This is a genomic window from Methylobacterium sp. P1-11, from assembly GCF_008329595.1.
Taxonomy (GTDB): domain Bacteria; phylum Pseudomonadota; class Alphaproteobacteria; order Rhizobiales; family Beijerinckiaceae; genus Methylobacterium.
The window spans coordinates 46,231-65,870 of the sequence record NZ_NPKS01000011.1 but is presented as its reverse complement, the minus strand read 5'-3'; the positions used below and the strand labels follow the sequence as shown (position 1 = coordinate 65,870).

At 76.5% G+C, this 19,640-nt stretch carries 8 protein-coding genes; all 8 read right to left on the bottom strand.

Annotated features, from left to right (window positions below; genetic code table 11):
• Window positions 1–223 precede the first annotated feature (223 nt).
• Window positions 224–1,888, bottom strand: coding sequence for an SWIM zinc finger family protein (locus tag CIW48_RS13065; RefSeq protein WP_149311167.1), 1,665 nt, complete (start codon window positions 1,886–1,888; stop codon window positions 224–226).
• Window positions 1,885–5,010, bottom strand: a complete 3,126-nt coding sequence (locus CIW48_RS13060) for a hypothetical protein (protein WP_149311166.1) — start codon at window positions 5,008–5,010, stop codon at window positions 1,885–1,887. The genes CIW48_RS13065 and CIW48_RS13060 overlap by 4 nt, the downstream gene beginning before the upstream one ends.
• Before the next feature lie 186 nt (window positions 5,011–5,196).
• A complete protein-coding gene (locus CIW48_RS13055; RefSeq protein WP_149311165.1) occupies window positions 5,197–7,140 on the bottom strand; it encodes an SWIM zinc finger family protein in 1,944 nt (647 codons plus the stop codon).
• Window positions 7,141–7,149: 9 nt separating this feature from the next.
• The gene (locus CIW48_RS13050; RefSeq protein WP_149311164.1) at window positions 7,150–8,280 is read right to left on the bottom strand and encodes a VWA domain-containing protein; all 1,131 of its coding nucleotides are present in this window, start codon (window positions 8,278–8,280) and stop codon (window positions 7,150–7,152) included.
• The gene (locus CIW48_RS13045; RefSeq protein ID WP_149311163.1) at window positions 8,277–12,176 is read right to left on the bottom strand and encodes a DUF4132 domain-containing protein; all 3,900 of its coding nucleotides are present in this window, start codon (window positions 12,174–12,176) and stop codon (window positions 8,277–8,279) included. The genes CIW48_RS13050 and CIW48_RS13045 overlap by 4 nt, the downstream gene beginning before the upstream one ends.
• Window positions 12,177–12,190: 14 nt before the next feature.
• Entirely contained in the window at window positions 12,191–16,051 is a 3,861-nt protein-coding gene (locus CIW48_RS13040; RefSeq protein WP_149311162.1) for a DUF4132 domain-containing protein, read from the bottom strand.
• 47 nt (window positions 16,052–16,098) lie between these two features.
• Window positions 16,099–18,399, bottom strand: coding sequence for a DUF5682 family protein (locus CIW48_RS33245; protein WP_173009259.1), 2,301 nt, complete (start codon window positions 18,397–18,399; stop codon window positions 16,099–16,101).
• Window positions 18,396–19,505: an AAA family ATPase gene (locus tag CIW48_RS13035; RefSeq protein ID WP_149311161.1), complete on the bottom strand. Its 1,110-nt coding sequence runs from the start codon at window positions 19,503–19,505 to the stop codon at window positions 18,396–18,398. The genes CIW48_RS33245 and CIW48_RS13035 overlap by 4 nt, the downstream gene beginning before the upstream one ends.
• Between the last annotated feature and the right edge of the window lie 135 nt (window positions 19,506–19,640).

Sequence of the window (19,640 nt, the reverse complement as noted above, 5' to 3'; positions counted from 1 at the left end):
GACGCCGGCACGACCACCGGTGCGCGTTTGGGTTCAGCGAACCCAAACCGCGAACGCGCACCGGTGGTCAGTGCCGGCCCAGTGAAGAGTGGGCCAGTGACGCTTTGCCGGGCAGGGTGCAGGGACGGCGAATCGCCGCCCGAAATGCAAGGTCCGCCCCGGCCGACGCCCCTCGTCGCGGTCAGGATAGGCCAGGCTTGCGGCCGCATCAATCGGGAACGGCTCACGCCTGCCACCGCGTCGGCTTGCCCTCGACCTGGGCGTGGACGAGGCGGCGCACGGCCAGCATGTGCTCGCAGGGGCCGCGGGTCAGCCGGTTATGGGTGTAGAAGCCGCACTGGCAGGTGCCCCCGACCATGCGGTCGTCGAGATCGAGTTCCACCGCGGGCGTCAGGCTCCGGCCGTCGTCCAGCACGGTCCCGCTCAGGCGCCGCCTGTCGCCCGCCTGCTCGACGGGCCCGAGGGTGACGAGCCCGGCCGCCAGGAACCGGTCGGCCTTGGCCTCCTGCTCGGAGGCGAAGCGCAGGGCGCCCGGCGCCAGGGGCTCCCGGGTCAGCTCCCGCAGGCGGTAGACCCGCTTGTCCAGGTCGAACATGGCGCGGCCGGCCTGCACGTAGCCGCCGAGCGCGGCCTCCACGGTCGCCCGGTCGAGGCCGGTCTTGGCGGCGAGATGCCCCGTGTCGGCGGCGTGGTGGCGCCGGAGCGCCGCGAAGACGCGGGCCGCGCTGTCGGCGTCGACCTCCGCCCGGGGGGCGAGCAGGTCGAACTGCCCGGCCCGGGACCAGTCGTTGGCGGTCCAGCCCGACAGGCCGAGGGTGAAGCGCAGACCCCCGAAATCCACCACCGCGAAGCTCGGTAGCCCGGTGCCGAGGAGGTGCAGCCGCACCGACCGGGTGAGCGGCAGGGTCCGGGCCAGGATCGCGAGGCGGCGCCGGCCCCACAGGCGGATCTCCGCGCCCTGCGTGCCGCGGTAGAGCGAGCGCCGGAAGGTCAGCCGCTCGTTCCAGGGCTCGATCAGCACGCTCACCGGCCGGTCGGGCTCGAGCAGGAACCGCAGGGAACGCGGGCCGTGGCGCTCCCGGCGCGCGGCGAGGCGGGTCAGGATCGCGTGCACGTCGACCGGGTGCAGATCCACCACGTGGGCGGGCTGCGCCATGGCGCTCGACACCTGCAGGAAGCCCCGCATCCAGGAATCGGGCAGCTCGATCTTGTCCTCGCGATAGGCGGCCTCGCCGGAGGTCTGCACCGCGAAGCCGGTCGGATCGATCGCCAGCTCGGTGTCGCGGTAGCTGCGGATCTTCTGGAACTCGTCGTAGAGGGCGTGGCTGTAGTCGATATTGGTCGTGCCGTAGGCCATGTCGCCGATCCGCGCGAACGTGTCGTGGTCGCAGGACAGGCGCCCGTAGCTCGATTCGTCGAGGCTGAACGCTTCGAAGAAGATCTCGTCGGGATGGACCGTGATGACTGGGTCGAGCACGATCCAGGCGTCGAGGTTCTCGCGGTAGAGATAGTCGAAGTACCGCTTCCGCGCGTCGTAGAACGGCCGCATCACGGCGTCGGAGCGGGCCGCGATGTCCCGGCTCTCGGCGCGCAGCGCCTCGATCTCGGCGCGCAGGCTGTCCTTCTCGGCGAGGGCCTCGGCCAGGAGTTCCTGCTCGTGGGTCTGGAGCCACGCGAGATAGGCGGTGCGGTCCTTCGGCTTGAAGCGCAGGTCCGACACGACGACGTGGTGCAGGGCCGAGATCGCCTCTCGAAACGGCAGGTGCCGCGCCACCGTCCCGGCGAAGTAGGTCGGCTCGCGTAAGGTATCGGGGACGAAGCCGAGCCGGGTCGCGTCCGCGTCCGAGACGGCGCGACTCTCGCCGAGGTAGCGATGGACGAAATTCATCGAGCCCCTTCCGAGACGGAGACGGTTCCCCGCGTCTCCGGCGGGCGCCAGACGAGGGGCACGGCGAGGCCAGGATGCGCGTCGGCGACGTCGCGCAGGGCCAGGATCGCGGCGCTGCGGTCCCGGGCCGTGCCGCTCAGGGTGAGGTCGGCGAAGAGCGGCAGCAGCGCCTCGGCGCGGGCGCGGCTGCGCAGCGCCTCGGCCCGGAGGAAGGCGGCCATCCGGTCCTTGGCGACCCGGCCCCGCAGCACCTGCAGCATCACGATGCGGGCGAGGGGGATCAGCCGTACGAAGGCCGCCTCGCTCGCCACGGCCTGCTCGGTCAGGAGTTCGGTGAGCAGGAGGTGCATCGATGGGGCGGGGTGCTCCAGGAGGCGCAGGACCTGCGCCTCCGCGTCCTCGGGCCGGAGCCGGCCGCGCAGGAGGTGGCGGGCGAAGGCCAGGACCTCGGGCTTGACGCTGTCGGTGACGACGGCGAGCGCCTCCGGCGTCCAGGCGGTGTCCGGCCAGGAATCGAACAGGCCGCGGGCGAAGGCGAGGGTGTCGGGCCAGTCGCTCTCCACGAGGAGCACGGCCTCGGCCGCCGCGGCCTGGAACCGGGCCGGATCGGCCGCGAAGGCCGCCATCGCCCAGTCCCGCACCGCCCGATACGGGTGGCCGCCGAGCCGGGCGATCTGGCGGACGCTGAGGGCCTCGGCGCGCCGGTCGAGCAGGAGGGCGGCGCCGAGGCGGCGGGCGCCGTCGGCGCGGGCCTGCAGCAGGCGCCATAGGGTGCCGTCGTCGAGGGCGGCGCATTCCCCCGGCAGGGCCTCACGCAGCAGGGCCACGACGTCGGCGGCGTAGGCGTCGTCGGGCGCCGCGCGGAACAGGCTGCCGATCAGCTCGCGGGCGAGGCGGGGGGCGAGACCCGGATCCGCCGCCGCGAGGCGCGCGACCAGGGGCCGGGCGGCCTGCCGGACGGCGCTGTCGGGCCCGCTGGCGAAGGCGACGACCCGGTCCGCGTAGGGCCCGAGCCGCGCGTCGTCGAGGCGCGCCAGCAGGAAGAGGGCGGCGATCCGGATGTCCTCGGATTCAGCGCCGATCAGCGCGTCCCAGCTCTCCGGCGGCAGGCCGGCGGCCCCGGCTTCGGACTGCCCCAGGAGCGCGAGGCCGGCGGACCTGACCGCGGCGGCCGGGTGGGCGATCAGGGCGGCGGCGGTCTCGGACGCGACCGGCATGTCGCGGTCCGGCCACAGGAGGGGCAGGGCGGCGCGCAGGCCTCGGATCGCGGCCGTCGCGGCCGCGTCGGGCTCCGGCGGCATCGCCCGCAGCCACGCCACCAGCCGCGCGACCAGCGGCGCCGCGAGCCCGGGGGGCAGCGCCCGCGCCCGGGCGAGGTCGGGGAGGGCCGCCTGCACGTCCGGTTCCGGGCTCGTGAGCAGCGCGGCGGCGAGGTCGGGATTCGACCAGCCGACCGGCGCCCCGGCCGCGAGGCGCCGCAGGGCCAGCGCCCGCGCCTCCGGCAACGCCGCGGCCAGCAGCGCCGCCACCAGGGCCGCGAGTTCCGCGGGATCGGCGATCCCGGCGGCGAGGCGGGCCTGCGCGATCCCGAATGCGAAGGTCCGCACGGGGTCGTGCGGCGCCGCCAGCAGGCGCCCGATCTCGGCGGCGTTCAGGGCCGCGCAGGACCGCGGATCCGCGCGCAGCACCCGCAGGCCGAGCCGTGCCACCGGCTCGATCCGCCCCTCCGCGGCGAGGCGGAGCGCCAGATCCGGGCGGGCGCTCCAGAGATCCGGGAAGGCCTCGTCGCGCCGGTCGGGATCGATGGCGCCGGTCTCCAGGAAGGTCAGCGATCCCGCCCGCGGCCGCGCTTCCGGGGCGTGGCGGTACAGGAGCTGGCTCGCCGTCCAATTGCGGGCGAGCGGCCCCCGCGCCCGCGCCTGCCGGCCCCAGGTCCCGTCCGGCTGCCGCCCCCAGGCGGTCCAGCGGGTCGGGGAATCGAGATCCTCCGGCCCGAGGGCCAGCAGGAAGCCCGTCGCCAGCGCGGCGAAGGCCGGGTCGCCGGCGGCGCCGCGCTTGCGCAGGGCGCGCCAGATCCGCCGCTTCATGTAGGCGCGGGTGGCCGTGGACAGGCCGAGCCGCGCCTCCGGTCCGCGGCGCGCCGAGTCCACCGCGACGTAGCGCCGGAGGTCCGGGACGTAGGCGTGACTCCGGCCGGCCCGGTACATCGCCTGCGCGGTCTCGAAGCGCCGCGCGGTGGCGCCGAACAGGGCAGGGTCGTCGGCCATCTCGGCGTGCTTGAACAGGCGCCGCAGGCCGATGAGGTAGGGCGGCCGCGCCGGCAGCCGGAGGAGGGCGGCGCAGAGCGTCGCGTGCAGCCCGGGCGATCCCTGCGCCCGCCGGCCCAGCGCCACCAGCGTCGGCCCGACCCGGCCGGGATCGTGCCGGGCGAGGCCGTCGAGCGCGCCGCACAGGCCGTCGACGTCGCCCGCCTCGGCCGGCCGGGCGACCATGCCGGGCAGGTCCGGCTCGGTCTCCGGCGGGCGGTAGGCTCCGGTGAGCGGGGCGGCGAGAGCGAAGCGGGCGAGGTCGCGGACCACGCTTCCCGGCGCGTCGGCGGCGATCGTCGCCAGGACCGGCCCCGCCTCCGCGCCCGCCGCCCGGGCGAGCGCCCAGACCAGGGCGTAGCTCGCCCGCGCCGGGCCGAGGGCCCGCGCCAGGGCGATCAGGTCCGGGGCGGCCGCGGCCAGCCGCAGCTCGCCGATGCGCCAGAGCAGGCGGTCGCGGTCGCGCTCGGCCCAGCTCTGGTGCAGGCAGGCGGAGAGCCGCGCCCGCAGCACCGCGGCACGGCCGTCGGCCGTCGCCTCGGGCGCGGCGGACGTCTCCGGTCCGTCGACCCGCCGGTAGCCGCCGTTGATCTTGGACACGACCACGCTGTCGAACACCCGGGCCGCCGCCTCGGCGGTCAGGGGCTCGGGCGTCCTGGAGCCCTCGCGCAGGGTCGCGCCGCGCCGGCCGTAGCGCGTGTTGACGAAGTAGCGCTCGGGCGTCCCGAGGGCCTCGTTCTCGATCAGGTCGACGTCGTAGACCTTGTCTGAGGTGGCGTCCCGCAGGTGGAGGCGCGCCGCGCGGACGACCCTCATGCCACCACGCCGGCACGCGCGGCCGGGCGAGGGTGCGTCGCGCGCGCGCGACAATCGACGGGTCCTGGCATCCGGGCTCCTCGCGAAACGACCGGGACGGGCCGGCCGGCGAATCGCGGCGCCCGAAGCTGCGGCAACCTGCCCCAGCGGGGCCGAGGGGGCAACCGCAGTCGCACGATTCCGTGATCAGGTCTCCGCCGGCCCGGGATCGTCCCGCATGGCGGCGATCCAGAGGGCGGCTTGGGCGAAGGGGCCGGGCTCCGCGCCGGTGGCGGCGAGGAAGGCCGAGAGCCGCGCGGCGGTGGCCGGATGCCCCGCCGCGGCGAGGCGTGCGACCAGATCGGCACCGCCGGCGCGGGCGTTCGCCGCGTAGGCCCGCCGCCCGGCATGGAGGGCGTTCGCCAGGAGCGCGGCGGCCTCGTCGACGAGCGAGGCCGGCCCCAGATCCGGCGCCGGCGGGATCGGGTGGCCGGCGTCGTCCGGGGCGGCGAGGTCGGGCACGACGAGCCGGTCGACCGACACCGACCAGGGATCGCAGACCAGGGCCCCGTCCTCGATCCGCACCGGACCGGCAATCTGCCGCACGGGTCCCCAGCGCCCCGAGCAGGCGCCCGCGAGGGCGTCCAGCGCGTGCGGCGCGGCGGGATCGTAGGCGCGGACGAGATGCAGCGTGCCGCCCGCCTCCGGCAGTTCGACGGCGGCCTGCCACGTCTGGGCGCCCGGCACCCAGGCCTGGCCCAGCACGGCGCCGACGGGGAAGACGTGGAAGGCCTCCAGCCGGTCCCGCGGGCGCAGGAAGGAAGGCGGCCGGTCGGCGAGGCGGTGCAGGATCGACGGGACGTCCCGCGCCGCCAGGGGGGCCGGCAGGCTCACGCGGGCGTCCCGCGGCAGCAGCGCCGTGCGGCCCCGCGCGCCCTGGCCGAGGGCGAGGAGCCCGTCGGCCCGGCGCCGGGCGACGCTGGTCAGGATCTGGCCCTGGCCGGTGCCCGAGACGGACAGGCCCGAGCTCAGGAGACGCCCGGGCAGGCCGGCCACGACGTCCGCCTCGGTCTCGCCCGGCGCGAAATCGCGCTCCAGGGCCAAGAGCGCCCCGGTATCGGTGTCGGCCAGGGCCACCCGGACACTGGCGCCGCGCCCGCGGGCGTGGAGCCGGGCGCCCAGGGAGACGAGGCGGGTCTTGCCCATGGCGGTCTCGTAGGGCTGGCCGAGGCCGAGGGCGGCTTCCCCGCCCCGGACACGGCCGAGGAGTTCCGTGGCGAGCGCCAGGACGACGGCCGCGTCGTAGGCGGCGTGGCGCCCGGCATAGGCCGCGAGCTGCCCGGCGAGGTCCGCCTCCGCCAGCAGGATCTGGGTGGCGCCCCGCGCCTCGGCCGCCCGCCGCAGCCGGACGAGAGCGGCGTCGTGGGCCTCCGGCCCAGACACGACTCCGGCCTCCAGCAGGCCGGCGACCACCTGGTCGGCGACCTCCGCGAGTCCCGCCTCCGCCGGCCCCGCTCCCGTGGCCGCTCCGGCCGGCGCCGCGCCGCCCAGGCGGATTTCGGCGGCGCCCGCGGCCGCCCGGAAGGCGCGGATCGCCAGGGCGACGTGGGCGCAGCCGCCCCCGGCCGCGCAGTCGCAGCGGGCGTAGCCGACCGCGTCGGGCACGAGGAAGCGCACCGTCGCGGTCGGGAGCCGCGCGGCCGGGACGGCGCCCCGCTCAAGCCCGACCGTGATCCCGGCCGCCAGGAGGCGCCGCAGCTCCGCCGCCGCCGCGCCGCCGAATCCTGCCTCCAAGGCGGCGCCGTCGAGGGTGCCGGGATCCCAGGCGACCGCGCCCGCGGCCGGGGCGGCCGTCCCGTTGGCCGGCGCGTCCGCGACCGAAGCGGCGCGGTAGGCGACGACGAGGGCGACCCGGTGGCGGCACATCCCGCTCGCCGGGCAAGTGCAGGTGGCCTCATTGGGGGGCCGGCCGGAGCCGAGCCGCGTGACCGTGCCGTCGGCGAAGCGCGCCTCGACGGTGCCGTCCTCGGCCTCCGCGAGGTCCGGCCCCGCGCCGGCGGCCACCTCGCGCAGCGCGCGCTTCACCAGCCCGGCATTGGCGAGCTGGACGAGGCCGTCATCCGTGAGGGCGCGGAGGTCGGGGCGGGCCATCGACGCCGCTCAGCTCCGGATCGCGGCGGCGAGCCAGCCGGCGAGTTCGCCGGGCGTCATCGCGCCGATCTCGGCGCCGGCCGCCACGAGCCGCTGGGCCATCGCCCGGTCGTAGGCGGGCCGCGCCGCCGAATCGAGGGCCGCGAGGCCGAGCACCCGGGTCCGCTGGCCGGCGAGCGCCCGCACCTGATCGACCAGGGCGGCCTCGCTCGCGCCCTCGAAGAAGTCGGAGACCAGCACCACGATCGCCCGCTCCGGCGCCGCGATCAGGCCGGCCGCGTAGCGCACGGCACCGCCGATATCGGTGCCGCCACCGAGCTGGACCTTCATGAGCATCTCGCAGGCGTCGTCGCAGTCGCGGGTCAGGTCCACCACCGCCGTGTCGAAGGCGACGAGGTGCGTGCGGATGCCGGGGAGCTTCCACAGGCAGGCGGCCATCACCGAGGCGTGGATCACCGAATCGAGCATCGAGCCGCTCTGGTCGACGAGCAGGATCACCTGCCAGGGCCGCATCTGCCGCCGGTTCCGGGCGAAGAAGTGCAGCCGCTCGACGGTGATCCGCCGGCTCTCGGGATCGTAGTGGCGCAGGTTGTCGCGGATCGTCCGGTTCAGGTCGAGGTCGCGGGCGCCGGGCAGGCGCGTGTGCCGCCGCCGGTCGAGCACCCCTGAGAACGCCACCGCGAGGTCCCGGGCCAGCCGCTCCATCAGCCGCCGCACCACCTCCTGGACGAGCTTGCGGGCCATCACCAGCACGTCGGGCGTCATCAGGTGCTTGGTGCGCAGGACCGCCTTCAGCAGGGTCTCGTTCGGCTCGACCCGGGCCAGCACCTCGGGATTCGTGACCACGTCGTCGATGGCGTAGAGCTCGATCGCGTCGCGCTCCAGCCGCTCGATCGTCTCGCGGGGGAAGAGCGTGTGGACCGTGTTGATCCAGCCCGGCACCGTCAGGGTCGAGCCCTCGCGGCCGCCCTGGCGCCGCTCCCCCCGCGCCGCGCCCTCGGCGTCGCGGCCGTAGAGCCAGTCGAGCGCCCGATCCATGGCGGCCGCCTCCCCCGACAGGGCGCAGCCGGCCCCCGCGCAGGCCGAGTCCGCCGCCTCGCCCAGGATGAGCCGCCAGCGCGTGACCGGGTCGAGGCTCACCGCAGCCGCGTCCCGGCGAGGAGGCTCGGTCCCCGCAGGAGCTCGCTCGCCGTGACCGGCGCGAGCGCGCCGAAGGTCCGCTGGCCCGGATCCGTCCGGTTGCTCCAGGGCGAGCCGAGGGTCAGCTCGCCGAGGGTCTGCTCCCGGTCCTCGAACTCCACCGCGCCGGTGAACAGGCCCTCCGAGAAGGTCAGCGACGCCTGGCCGGTGGCGCCGCCCGGGAAGGTCACGGCGCGCTCGATCCACCACACCACCCCGCCATCTTGGGGCGCCCCGAGGGGCCAGCCGCGGGCGGCCATGCCGCGCAGCCGGTTGGCCTCCACCACGGTCCCGGCGAAGCGGTCGGTCGTGGCGGCGGCCGCCTCGGCCTCCGTGAAGGCGTAGGTCTCGCGGCCGAGCTGCGGGAAGGGCTGGACGATCTCGTAATCGCCGAACAGCACCCCCCAGGCGGCCAGCGCTCCGGCGTCGAGCTGCAGGGGATGGACGAGGCCGATCAGGCCCGGGGCCGCCCCGGTCAGGTCGAGGTCGAGCGGCGCGTCGTCGGCATCCGTGAAGGTCAGGTCCTCGGCCACCCGGAAGGTCAGCCCCGGGCCGGTCCGCGGGTCGGCATCCGCGAAGGTCGCCCAGACGAGGCGCTGGGCGAGGTGGCGCACGAGCGGATGGGCGGCGAAGCAGGGGCCGAACAATGTCGGCTGGACCCGGCGGGCGCCGGCGAGCATCGCCTCCAGGCGGGCCACCTGCAGGCTTGCCACGGCCCGCGCGTCCTTCTTCAGGGCACCCCAGCGGGCCACCGCCGCCGCGGCCTTGCCGGCATCGTCGGCCTTGGCGGGCTTGGGCAGGTCCTTGAGCCTCTGGCCGGCGGCGTCCCGCACCCAGGGCTTCAGGGTCTCGTCGAACCCGACCCGGAACCCGCGGGGGCCGAAATCGAGATCGAGGCCGCCGCGCTCGTCGAGGTCGAGGTCGGGGGCGAGCCGGTCGGCTAGCTCCTCGGGAGTGAGGCCGCGGGCCTCGGCGAGCTGGGCGATCTTCTGCCGGGCCTTCTCCTGAAGGCCCTTGAACTTCAGTTTCTCGGCGATGCCGTTGAGGTTCATCAGCGCGACATCGGTGCCGATATCGACCAGCACGTCGAGGCCGGTGACCGCGCGGGCATGGGCGGCCTCGCCGGGCCAGCGGCGGATCAGGCGGGTCAGGTCGCGGGCCGTGGCGTCGGTGCCGAACCAGCCCAGCGCGCGCAAGGCCCAGCCATCCTTAGAGGGCGTCCCGGCGGCGATCCAGGCGGAGAACAGGTCCCACGCGAAGGCCGCGAGGCTCGCCTCGGTGCAGGCCTCGCGGACCATCGGCACGCCGGCATAGACGGCGTCCGGATTGGTGAAGGACAGCATCTCGCAGAGGGTGAGGATCGCGGCGTCCGGCAGGGCGGTCCCGTCCCGCAGCCGCGGCCGGGTCAGCATCGCCGGCACGAGCCAGACGGGCGGCTTGCCGACCTTGGCGGGAACCCGCGCGAGGGGGTCACGGTCGAGCACCTGCGCGACCGCCTCGGTCACTTCCGGTGCCTGGTCCGCGTAGCGCGCGGCCACGGACACGATGATGGCGCGGCCGTCCGCCCGGTCCTGCGCCAGCACGCGCAGGGCGTGCTCGGCGGCGTCGCGCAGCGATCCGGGCCGGCCCACGGCGTCGGGCAACAGGCGGGTGAGGGCGGTCTCGGGATGGCGGCGCAGCCACGCCAGGGCCGGCTCACGGGCCTTCTTGAGCTTCGTGAGGGCGCGGGCGGCGGGCACGGCGAGGCGGGCATCGTCCACCACCAGGACCGCCGGCAGGAGCCCGACCGGATCCGTCTCGACCAGGTCGACGAGGCCCGGCATTGCCCGCTCGCCGAAACGCGACAGCGTCGCCCACACGATCTCCGGCCATTGCGAGACATGGAAGCATCCCGCAACGACGCGGGACTGGGCCCAGAGGGCAAGCGCGAGGGGCTCGGGCTGCCGCTCAAGGCTACCGACCAACTTGTGATAGGGCGAGTTCGCCCAGTAATGGCAGGTCCCGTCGATCTGGGCGACACGCGTGGCCACCCAGTCGATCAGGGCCGGCAGGTCGTCGCGCGGCGGCTCGGAAAGCGGAGGCGGGATCCGGCTCCAGCCCTGCGTCGGGTGTGCCAGTTCGGCGGCCGCCACGAAGGCAGACAGCGCCTCCAGCCCGTCGAGGGTGACGGCGTTCCGCTCCCGCCAGTAGCTCGGGGCGACCTCCGGAACCGCGTGCGCGAACGGCGTCGGCAGGGGCGCGAGGGCGAGGACGAGGTCGTCCCGGGTCCGGCCCTTGGTCCGCCAGGGCGGGTCGCGCAGCACCCGCGGCCAGGCGGCGGGCTCCGCGAGAGGCACCGCACGGGCCTCCGCCAGGGCGTCGAGGATGCCGGCCCCGCGCCCGCCCGACGCCGCGAGCCAGCCGCGGACCAGGTCGAGTCCGTGGACGTCCAGCGCGCGGTTCACCCGGGCGCGCAGGGCCGGCTCCGACCGGCCGCCCGCGAGGGCGGCGAGGCAGCGGGGCAGGATCGCGGCGGGATCGTCCTCCAGCGCGGCGTCGAGGGCCGCCGCGACGGGCTTCTCGTGGAGATGGGGCAGGAGGGCTGGCAGCGCGCCGGCTTCCCCGGTCGACAGGATCGCCAGGGCGACCGTGCGGCGCTGCTCGTCGAGGGCGTAGTGCAGCAGCCAGTCGAGGGAGGGCAGGGCCGGCTGCCCGGCGGCGCGGGCCACCGCCAGCAGGGTCGCGGCCGCCTCCGCCGCGTCGACGGCGCAGTAGACGAAGTAGAGGTGGTAGCTGCGCTTGGCGCGCCAGGCCGCGACCGCCTCCGGCGGCGCATCGGCGAGGAGCGGCAGGAAGACCGTGTCGGCCGTCACGTCGATCCCCGCCGACGCGGCAGCCTCGAGCACTGCGACGGGCTGGAGCGGATGCGGAGAGGGCCGGTCGTCGGCCAGGATGAACGCGAAGCCGCAGGCCGCCGGCCAGTCGTGGTCCTCGGCGATCCGCGCGTTCAGGAACGCGACGGCGGCGTCGTAATCGGCCTCCGGGGCGTGCACGAGGGCCGCCCGCAGGGCGAGGTGGAGCGGCTCCGCCCAGGACAGGCGCTGGTAGGCGCGCGGCGTCTTCGGGGTCGGGCGGCGGCGATCGGCCAGCCGGGCGACGGCCGCCGTGCCGCCCTGGGCCACGGCGTAGCGCAGGATCGCCTCCAGCGCCCGCCGCAGGACGGCGTCGCCGGTGGCGGCCCGGGACGGATTCCCCTGTCGGCGCGCCTCCGCGGCGTCGACAACCGCGTCCAGCCAGGCGGCGAGGCCGTCCCGATCCGGTGGCGTTCCGGCGAGCCGCGCGGCCTCGGCGTCGCCGAGCGCGGCCGCCAGCGGCGCCGCGATCGCCTGCCAGGCCTCCGTTGCGTCCGGGCGCGGGCCAGGCCGCAGGCGGGTCGGCAGCGGCACCGCCTCGAAGATTGCGGCCGGGGCAGGGGGCGGGACTGGCTCCGCCGGGACGGCCGGGGCCTCGGCCTGCGGCGGCGCGGCGGCCGGTTCAACGGCTGGCTCCGCGGCTCTCTCCGCGGCTGTCTCGACAACCGTCTCGGCAACTGTCTCGCCGACCGGCCTGGACGCCTGCGCCGCGTCGGGCTTCCGGGCCGCGACCGAGGCGGTAGCCGGCGCGGGGGCCGCCCCGTCGGCGCGGACATAGCCCTTGGCGGTCTTCTCGCGGACGAGCTTGTCCTTCTCCTTCACGGCCGCGGCCGCGTCGGCGCAGGTCTTGTCCTTGCTCTGGCCCTGAGTGCCGAGGCGCCCGAAGCGGACGGTGAGCGTCGGGCCGGAGACGCCGACCTCCCAGAACTTGGCCGCGCTGCCCTCGACCAGCTCGTAGCGTTCCATGGGCTCTCTCCCTCTCACGCGTCGCCGGCGGCGGCGAGCAGGCTCGGCGTCCGCAGGACCTCGCTCGCGGTGACCGGGTCGAGGTCGCCGAACCGGTGGGTGGCCGCTGCGCGCCAGCCGGTGTCGGACAGGGTCAGGCTCCGCAACGTCTGGATCCCGTCGCCCTCCGGGCCCGGCCGGTGCCAGAACCCGTCCTCGAAGCGCAGGATCGCGACGAGGCGGGTGCCGTCGGGCAGCGCGACCGGCCGCTGCACTGCCTGGACGTGCTCGCCCTCCGTCTCGGTCGACCAGCCCTGGGGCCGCAGCCCCCGCAGGCGGCGGCCGCCCACCCGGATTCCGTCGAAGCGCCGGATCTCGGCACTGCCCAGCTCGGCCTCGGTGAACGCGAAGGTCTCGCGGGCGAGTTGCGGGAAGGGCTGGGCGATCTCGTAATCGGCGAACAGGCCGCTCCAGGCCGCCAGGGCCTCGGGGTCGAGGTGCAGCGGATGGACGAGGCCGACCACGCCCTCGGCCGCTGCGATGTCGAGGACGAGGGCGTCGTCTGCGGCGTCGGTCGGCGAGAGATCCTCCGCGAGGCGGAAAACGCGGTCCGGCGGCGTCGCGGGCGCGCCGTCCGGGTAAAGGCCCCAGACCAGGCGCCCGGCGAGGTGGCGGATCAGCGGGTGGGCGGCGAAGAACAGCCAGAACACCGCGGGGGCGACGCGGCGCTGAGACGCCAGCATGGCCTCGAGCCGGGTGATCTGCAGGCCTGCCGCGGCCTCCGCGTCCTTGCGCAGGGCCGCCCAGTGCCGGGACGCCGCCCGGGCGGAATCGGGATCGTCCGCCTTGGTCGGGCGAGGCAGGGCGGCCAGCCGCCGGCCCTCGGCGTCGCGCAGGACGGGCTTCAGGGTCTCGTCGAAGCCGACCCGGAACCGGCGCTCGCCGAAGGACAGGTCGAGCCCGCCGCGCGCGTCGAGGCCGAGATCGGGGGAGAGCCGGTCGGCGAGGTCGACCTCGTCGAGGCCGCGCGCCTCGGCGGCGTCGACGATGGCGGCGCGGGCGGCCTCGCGCAGCTGCAGCAGCGGGCTCTTCTCGGCGATGGCGCTGAGGTTCATCAGCGCCACGTCGGTGCCGATCCCAGCGAGCACGGCGATGCCGGCCCGGCCGCGGGGCTTCAAGCCGGCCTGCCCCCAGGCGCGGATCTGCCGGGTGAGGTCGCGGGCGGCGTGGTCGCCGCCGATCAGGGCGAGCGCCTGCAGGGCCCACTCCCCCGTCGCCCTGGCGCCGGCGGCGATCCAGGACTGGAACAGCGCGACCGCGAAGGCGTCGAGGCTCTCCGCCGTGCAGGCGGCGCGGACCTGCGCGACGCCCGCGTAGGGCGTGAGCGGGTCGGAGAAGGCGAGCATCTCGCACAGGGCGGTGACGGCGGCGTCGGGCAGGGCGCCCCCGCTCCGCAGGACCGGGCGCGGCAGGGCGGCGGGGACCACCCAGTCGGGGAGCTTCGGCGGCTTGGACGGCACCTGCTCCAGCGGGTCGCTGTCGACGCCGGCGGCCACGGCCTCGGGCACGCCGGGATCCCGCTCCGCGTAGGCCGCGACGGCGGCGTCGAGGGCGGCGCGCCCCGCGGGCTCGGCGGCGAGGAAGCGCAGGGCCGCGTCGGCGGCGTCACGGTCCGGGCCGGCGGGCCCGAGGGTCTCGGGCAGGAGCCGCAGCGCGGCGGTGCGGGGATGGGCGCGCAGCCACGCGGCCGCGGCCGGCCGCAGCTTGCGGGTGCGGTGAAAGGCCCGGGCGGCGACCGGGGCGAGGTCGGCGGCGTCCACCGGCTCGACCTCAGGCAGGAGCTGCGCCGGATCCGCCGCGACGAGGCGGACGAGGCTGGGCACGGCCCGCGCGCCGAAGCGCGACAGCATCACCGCGATGGTGCGCCGCCACGCGACGTAATGGGCGCGCTGCGGCCCGGTCTTCTCCCACAGCATCAGCGCCAGGGGCTCGGGCTGCCACCCGACCATCCGGAACCAGGGCCCGTAGTTGAAGTAGAAGAAGCCCGTGAACTGCTCTCGGGTGAGGTCGAGCCGGCGGTCGAGCCACGCCAGGGCCACCGCGGGATCCGCGTCGGCGGCGGGGACGGGCTCGGCCGGCGGCGGGATCGGCATGTCGTACAGGGATTCCGCCTCGGTGGCGCGGATCCGCGCCGCGAGGTCCGTCATGGACTCCACCAGCGTTCCGGCCTGGAAGTAGAAGGTGCTGCGGTCGAGAGCCTCGTCGGGGTCGAAGCCGTGCGCGAAGGGCGTCGGGATCGGCGCCACCGCCCGTTCCGGCCGGGCGCGCGCGGCCCCGCGCCGCCGCCAGGGCGGGTCCCGGAGCACGGGCGGCAGGGCCTCCGGCGCCGCCTGCGGCGCGCTGCCGGCGGCGAGCAGCCGGTCCAGGCGCCCCGCGCCCCGCGCCCCGTCGGCCGCCGCCCAGGCGCGGGCGGCCTCGTGCCCGTGGCGCTCGGCGAGCGTCACGGCCCGCGGGCCGTAGGCGGGTTCGCCCTTGCCGTGGAGCGCGCCCAGATAGGCCCGCATCATCCAGTCGGGGAAGGCCGCGTCCGCGGCATCGAGGGCGTCGCGGACCAGCTTGGTGCCCACGAAGGGCAGGAGCGCGTCGAGGGCGTCGGCGGCGCGGGTCTCCAGCAGGGCCCGGGCGATGATTGTGCGCTCGGGACCGACCGCCCCCTCCAGGAGCCAGACGAGGGCGGGGGTGGCCGGCTCGCCGGCCGCGTCGGCGGCGGCGATCGCTGTGGCCGCGGCCTCGTCGGCCGCCACGTCGCAGGTCGCCAGCGTCGCCCGGTGGTACGGCGCGGCGTACCAGGGTGCGGCCTGCGCGGGCGGCAGGTCGACGATCAGCGGCAGGGCCGCGTGGGACGTGCCGTAGGCCTTGGGATCCGGCGGGTCGCAGCGCGCCAGCACCGCGCGGGCGCACAGCGCGTGGTCGGCGCCGGACCGGTCGTCCGCGAAGACCGTAGCGAGCCAGCGCGCGAGGGTGGGCTCCGGCTCCGCCGCGGCGAGCCGGAGGGCGGCCTCCAGGGCCTCCGCGTACTCCGCCTCGGGGGCGGCGGCCAGGGCGGCCCGGACGCCGCAGGCGGTGGGCAGGTCCCAGGCCGAGACCGGCAGGGAGCCGTAGCGGCCTGAGGGGCGGGGCCGCAGCCGGTCGAACAGGGCCACGAGCGTCCCGGTGCCGGAGCGGGCCACGAGCCAGCGGGCGAAATGCGTGAACGCCGCCCGAGCCACCGGCCCGTTCGGTTCGGGCTTGTCACCCCAGGGGCGCTGTCTCAGCGCCGGGCAGGCCGCCTCGAGCTGCTCCAGCCAGTGCCGGGCCTCGGCCCGGTCGGGTTCCGGCGGCGCGCCGTCGAGCCGCGCGGCGAGGGCCTCGGCCTGGGCGCGGGCCTCGTCCGGGGCGGCCGCCAGCAGCGGGCGGATTCGCGCCGTGAAGGCGGCCCAGTCGGCCGCGGCGTCGAGGGGCGCGCCGGGACGGCCGCGCGTGGGCAGGGGCGTGGCGGAGAAGATCGGGGCCTGGCCGGTTGCCGCGGCGCGGCCCGCCTCCGACCGGGCGGCGGGGGTGGGCGGGGCCTCGACGGTCTCGGCATCGGCTCCCCGGGCTGTCGCCGCGGCGCCGTCCCCGGCGGCCGGGTCCGGCGCGGCAGGCGCCGGGTCGCCGGCCGGGCGATAGCCCTTGCCGGTCTTCTCGCGCACCAGCCGGTCGAGTTCGACCCGAGCCGCCTGCGCGCTCGGGAAACGCTTGGTCTTGGACTGCCCCTGCGTACCGATCCGACCGAATCTCACGATGAGAACGCTGTCCTCGGTTCCGGCCTCCCAGAACTTCGCCGATGATCCCGCCGCCAGCTCGTAACGCTGCATGCAGTCCTCTCCCCGTGACGCAGCGGTAAAATTTTCCTTGTCGGGTCTCAGGTCAACCCATAGCGGGCGAGCCGCGCGGCCACCCGCGCCTCGCGGGCCAGGGCCTCCGCCTGGTCGGCCGGGCGCGCGCGCTGGCGCATCCAGGCCAGGGCCTCGACCTCGGCCCGGGCCGCACCGAGGCCGCTCCGGCGCAGGATCGCGACGGCGATACGCTCGCGCTCCCGCGGCGGGAACCACGAGAAGGCCATCCGCAGAGACGGCAGCGCCCGCAGAAAATCCGCGTCGCCCCAGGCGGCCACCAGCCCCTCGACGGACGCCAGGGTGGCGTCGGCGGCGATCTCCTCGCGGGCAAGGGCGAACAGGCCGGCGAGGAAGTCGCCCAGCGTCGCCGGCAGGCCGAAGCGGCGCAGCCGGACCAGGGCGGCCTCCGGGTCCGATCCGGCCGCGCCGCAGGCGACCCGGAAGCCGAGCGCCGCCCCGGCGAGGGCCGGGGGTGTCTCCGGATCGGCGAGGCGCCGGCCGAGCATCGCGGCGAAGGGCCCGCGCAGGTTGTCGAGGCCCGGAACGTCCGCGCCAGCCTCGCGGAACAGGTCGCGGCAGGCGAGGACCAGGGGAATGGCGCCGAGCCCCGCGCGGGGCTCCCGGATGCCCTCGACGACGAACAGCGCCCGGGCGGCCAGGGCGGCGCAGAGGCGGGCGAGGGCCGGCCGGGCCGACGCGAAGGCGTCGCCGAACCGGTACAGCCGCACGATCCCGGCCCCGGCGGCGCCCAGGGCGGCGGCATCGTGCGCCGCCGCGATGCCCGCGCTCAGGCGGGCCAGCAGCTCCCCCTCCAGGGTCAGGCCGGCGAACAGCGCGTCGGACAGGGCCCGGGTGAGGACGCGGAGGGAGTCGGGCTCCGCCTCGACCCGGGCGGTGATCCGGGCGGACGCGGCCATCTCCAGGGTCCCGCCCCAGACCGAGGCCTCGATCAGGGCGCCGAGCCAGTGTGGGTGGCGCATGAGCGTGAAGCGCTCCCGCGGCAGGCCGGGCTCGGCCCGGTCCGGCCCCTCTCGGGCGATCCCCGGCAGCCCGAGCAGCACCAGCCGGTGGAGCAGGTGCGCCCGCGCCCGGTCGCCCGGCTCGGCCCAGTCGAGATCGATTCGGCGGCGCGCCGGCCCCGGTTCCAGGTCGGCGGCGCGGAGGCGCTCGGCGACGTCGGCCACGAGGGGCGGCTGACGGGTGCCGGGGGCGAGGCGTCCCTCGCGCCGCCCGGTGAGCGCCCGCAGCATCGCGGCGAGCGCGGGGTGGCCGGGCGCGGCGCCGCCGGCCGCCCAGGCGGGCGGGCGGTCGAGGGCATCCTTCACCAGGGCGGCGAGGGCCGCGTCGATCAGGTCGGCGCGCAGGATCGCCGGATGGGCGCGCAGCCGGGCGAGGGCCTCGGCGTGGACCCGCCAGGCGACGCGGTCGGCGGTGGAGACGACCTGCCCGGCCTCGCGCAGGGCCGCGGTGATCGCCGTCATCGCCCAGTCGGCCGCGGGGGCGAGGCCGGCAGCGGCGACGCGCTCGTAGTAGCCTGGGGCCGGCATGCCGGCCGCGTAGCCCGAGAACCGGTCGAGGCGGGGATAGGCGTAGGGCACCACGTAGCTGCCGGTGCGCAGGTCCGGCTCCGGCGGCGCCGGCTCGGGCCGGGTCCCGTCCGCCCGCGCGGCATGGCGCCGGACGGCGTCCGCGTGCCAGCCGCCGCAGACAAGGACGACCGGCCGGTCGCCGGCCGCACGCAGGGCGTGGGCCGCGTAGGCGCCCATGAAGCGCTCGCGGGCCTCTTCGGCGGGATCGTCTGTGCCCGGCGGGCGCAGCAGGGCGAAGTAGCGGTCGAGCCGGGTCGGCAGCTCCGCCTCGGGCGCCGCCTCGGCGAGGACGTCCCAGAGGGCGTCCTGGTCGGCGACGCCGAGGGCGGTCGCCAACACCCGCTCGGCCGCCTCCGCGCGGGCCCCGTGCGGATCGGCGTAGCGGTTGGCGCGGCGCCCGAAGGCCGGATCCCAGGCCGGCAGATCGCAGAACAGCGTCTCGGCACCCACCGCCCGGCCCGCCTCCAGGGCCTGCCATTCCGGCGAGAACGCGCAGAACGGCGTGTAGGAGGCGGCGCTGCCCGCCGAATCCGCCCGGAACGAGAAGATCGCCACCGGCAGGTCGTGGCCAAGGGCGAGGTCCGGCAGGTGCGGGTTGAAGTCGACCGGCCCCTCGATCAGCACGAAGGCCGGCCGCAAAGCCTCGACGGTGCGCCGGACGAGCCCGGCGCAGGCCGGGGAATGGTGGCGCACGCCGATGACAGTCAGGCGTCCGGGATCCGGCGCGGCACCGCTCATTGCGGGGTGAGGAGGTGCCGCGCCGCGTAGAGCTGGCGCCACGCCGCGCCGGAGCGGCGGCTGACGCGCTGGTCGAGATAGCGGCGCAGGCGGGCGAGATCCTCGGCGTCGTCCTTGGCCGCGGTGCCGGCGAGGCAGGCGACGATGTCCTCCGGCTGGCCGGCATCGCCCCGCAGGAAATGGCCCTTCACCCCGATGGCGTGGGCGACGCTGACCGCCTCCGCGGTGCTCATCACGGACGAGAGCCGCTCCATGCCCGTGCCCTCCGTGTCCACGGCCTCGCGCAGCTCCCGGAAGCAGGTCACGAGGAGTTCGAGCACCTCCGGATCCGGGCTGCGGGGCACGCCGGAGCGGGTCAGCAGCGCGGTGGCCTCGCGCTGCACCAGGGCGAGTTCGGCCTCGAGATCGGCGATCGGGAACACGGTCTCGAAGCCGAACCGGCGCTTGAGGGCCGCCGACATCTCGTTGACGCCCCGGTCGCGGGTGTTGGCCGTGGCGATCAGGTTGAAGCCCTCCCGGGCGTAGACCATCCCGTCCGCGCCGGTGAGTTCGGGCACGGCGAGCACCCGGTCGGACAGGACCGAGAGCAGGCTGTCCTGCACTTCCAGCGGGCAGCGGGTCAGCTCCTCGAAGCGGACGATCCGCCCCTCGCTGAGGCCGGTATGGAGGGCGCCCGGCACCAGGGCGCGCGGGCTCGGCCCCTCGGCGACGAGCAGCGCGTAGTTCCAGCCGTAGCGGATCTGGTCCTCGGTCAGCGACGCGCCGCCCTGGATCGTCAGGGTCGAGCACCCGCTGATCGCCGCCGCGAGGAGCTCCGAGAGCAGGCTCTTGGCGGTCCCAGGCTCGCCGATCAGCATGAGGGCCCGGGAGGTGGCGAGGGTGACCATGGCCCGCTCCACCAGCGCGGGCGCGCAGACCACCTTGGCGGGGGTCGCGCCGTCACCGCAGATGAAGCGCCGGACGGCCTGGAGCGAGAGCTGCCATCCGGGCGGTCGCGGCGCCGAATCCTCGGCGCGCAGGCGCGCGAGTTCCGCGGCGTGGACGTCCTCGGCCGGGGGTCTCTGACGCGCCTCGCGATCACCGCCCGCCCGCACCGCCTTCGCCATGCACCCATCCCCTGCCGTCGCGCCGGCCCTGCCGACGCCTCCTGCGATCGGCAGACCATGCCCCGGCACGGGCGCATCTCTCAAGCGCCCCCGAGCCTCTCCAAGCATCGGCGGTTCAGGTGGTGGCCCGGCGCG